Genomic DNA, 2,423 nt, shown 5'->3' with positions numbered 1-2,423 from the left:
CGTATCCGTCCGGCCAAGTCATCTTGACGCGGGACGACGTGCAGTTCAGACCGACGGCTTCCAACGATACGGCAGCAGTTCGGCCAGCGCTGACGCGGGCTGCGTAGGCAGGCGCTCCAGCACGTCCTTGAGATACGCGTAGGGCTCATGCCCGTTGAGCCGGGCGGTGTGCAGTAGGCTCATGATGACCGCAGCTCGTTGGCCAGCGCGCAAGCTGCCGGCGAATAGCCAGTTTTTCCTGCCCAGCGCAATGGGCCGGATCAGGTTCTCGATGCGGTTGTTGTCCGCCGCCAAGTTGCCGTCGCCAATGAAGCGCGTCAGCGCGGCCCAGCGCTTGAGGCTGTAGTCGATGGCCTTGGCTGTTGCGGTGCCGTCGGGCACCTTCTGGCGGTTGGCCAGCAGCCAGGCATACAGCAAGTCGGCCGCCGGCCTGGACTTGTGCTGCCGGATCTGCAGTCGCTCGTCGTGAGCCAGATCCTTTGCCTCGCGCTCAATGTCGTAGAGGGCGCCAAACAACTTCAGCGCTTGCTCGGCCAGCGTGCTGCTGTGGTTAGCCCACAGCTCGTGGAACTTGCGCCGGGCGTGGGCCAGGCAGCCGGCCTCGGTCACGCCGGCGTTCATGATCTGCTTGTAGCCAGCGTAGTCGTCGCAGATCAGCGAGCCGCGCCAACCGCCTGTGCCGTCTTCTGTGATTCCCAGGAAGCGGCGCGCGTTGTGCCCGGCCCGGCTCTCGGCGAAGTCGAAGACCACTGCGTTGATGTCGTCCCAGGACGTGGTGCAGTAGCTCCACAGGTAGGCCCGGTGGGTCTTGCCGTCGCTCTTGCCTGCCGGCTTGAGCATGGCCACCGGCGTCTCGTCTGCGTGCAGCACGCGGCGGCTCAGCAGGTCCTCACGCATGGCCTGCACCAACGGGGCTAGTTCCACACCGATGGCACCGATCCATTCGGCCTGTGTCGAGCGCGGCACGGCGAAGCCAGCGCGGCCGAGGATGCCCTCCTGGCGGTACAGCGGCTGGTGGTCGATGTACTTGGCCACCACCACATGCGCCATCAGGCCGGCCGTGGCGATGCCCTTGTCGATCACGCAGGCCGGCACGGGAGCCTGGACCAGCGTCTGGCACTTGGCGCAGGCCCACTTGCCCCGCACATGGCGCTCCACGCTGAAGCGGCCCGGCTCGTAGTCGAGCTTCTCGGACACGTCCTCGCCGATGCGCCGCATCTGGCAGCCGCAGCCCGGCGTCGCGCAGGCGCTGCTCTCGGGTTCGTGGTGGATCTCTCGCCGAGGCAGGTTGGCCGGCAGCGTCTGGCGCTTGGGCGTGCGCTTCTCGCCAGGGGCCTTGGCAGGCTGCCTGAGCTTGCTGATCTCTCGGCCCAGCGCCGCCAGGTCCTCGTCGATGGCCTCTTCCAGCAGGCTCTTCTGCTCGACGCTGAAGCGCTCCGATGTCGCGGCAAACTTCAACCGCTTGAGTACGGCCATCTCGTGCGCCATCTTGGCGTTGACGGCGCTGATGTGCTTGATCTGGGCCTGCTGCTGCAGGGCCAGTGCGCACACCTGGGCGAAGCTCATGCCCGCGAAGGCTGGGTCGATGACGTGGTTGCTGTCCATCACGGCCGTGATGCTGCCAGCGCGCGCGGCAGCGCGCCATCAGCACAGTCAGCAATGGACGGCTCAGAGCGAGGTGATCACACCCGCCTCGCCGATGCGCTGCCAGGGTAGGCCCAGCACCAGCGCGTCCAGCTGTGGCCGCGTCAGCGCCAGCGTGCTGCCGTCTTGGGGCCAGACGAAGCGGCCGGCGCTCAGCCGCCTGGCCGCCAGCCACACGCCGATGCCGTCGTGCACCAGCGCCTTCATGCGGTTGGCCCGCCGATTGGCGAACAGGTAGGCGTGGTGCGGCCGCGCTTCACCGAATACCTTGACCACGCGACCCAGCGCCGTCTCGGTGCCGCAGCGCATGTCCAGCGGCTCGCAAGCCAGCCAGATCGCATCCACCCGGATCAACGCAGCAACTCGCGAGTCCACACAGCGAACTCCGCCGCCGCGCTGGCCGGCCAGGCGATGTTCATCGTGACCGAGCCGCGGCGCAGCTCCACGCGGATCTCCGCTGGCGCCGCTGTAGACCCTACCGGCACGGCAAGCGGCAACGCGATGAACTCGCCTGTCTTGGCGGGCGTTGCGCCCTTGCCCTCACGAGCCAATTGCCGCCAACGGTGCACGACATTGGCATTGATGCCGTGAGCCATTGCCACCTGGGCCACCGACGCCCCGGGCTCGCCGCACTCGGCCACCACCTGCGCTTTCATCGCCGAGCTGTATTGCCGCCGCCTGTCCATCTTCTCGCTTGGCATCGTGTCCACCTAAGTTAAGTGGACACGATCCTTACGGTTCCGCTTGGCGACTTCAAGATGACTTGGCCGGACGGATAC

3 protein-coding genes are annotated in these 2,423 nt (G+C 67.0%); all 3 read right to left on the bottom strand.

Annotation, left to right across the window (positions count from 1 at the left end):
- Positions 1 to 45: 45 nt before the first annotated feature.
- The 3 genes from tnpC to tnpA all read right to left on the bottom strand — a co-directional run bounded on the left by tnpC (position 46) and on the right by tnpA (position 2,345).
- Complete coding sequence (gene tnpC / locus DES47_RS28525; protein ID WP_133704190.1) at positions 46 to 1,605, bottom strand: IS66 family transposase; 1,560 nt, start codon at positions 1,603 to 1,605, stop codon at positions 46 to 48.
- 63 nt (positions 1,606 to 1,668) lie between these two features.
- Positions 1,669 to 2,019 carry an IS66 family insertion sequence element accessory protein TnpB gene (tnpB, locus tag DES47_RS28520; RefSeq protein ID WP_133704189.1) on the bottom strand — a complete coding sequence of 117 codons (351 nt, stop codon included), beginning with the start codon at positions 2,017 to 2,019 and terminating at the stop codon, positions 1,669 to 1,671.
- Positions 1,995 to 2,345, bottom strand: a complete 351-nt coding sequence (gene tnpA, locus DES47_RS28515; protein WP_133704188.1) for an IS66-like element accessory protein TnpA — start codon at positions 2,343 to 2,345, stop codon at positions 1,995 to 1,997. Before tnpA ends, tnpB begins: the two co-directional genes overlap by 25 nt.
- Positions 2,346 to 2,423 lie beyond the last annotated feature (78 nt).

Origin of the sequence: Roseateles toxinivorans, from assembly GCF_004362525.1 — a bacterium.
Classification (GTDB): domain Bacteria; phylum Pseudomonadota; class Gammaproteobacteria; order Burkholderiales; family Burkholderiaceae_C; genus Paucibacter; species Paucibacter toxinivorans.
This window is presented reverse-complemented; position numbering and strand designations above follow the sequence as displayed.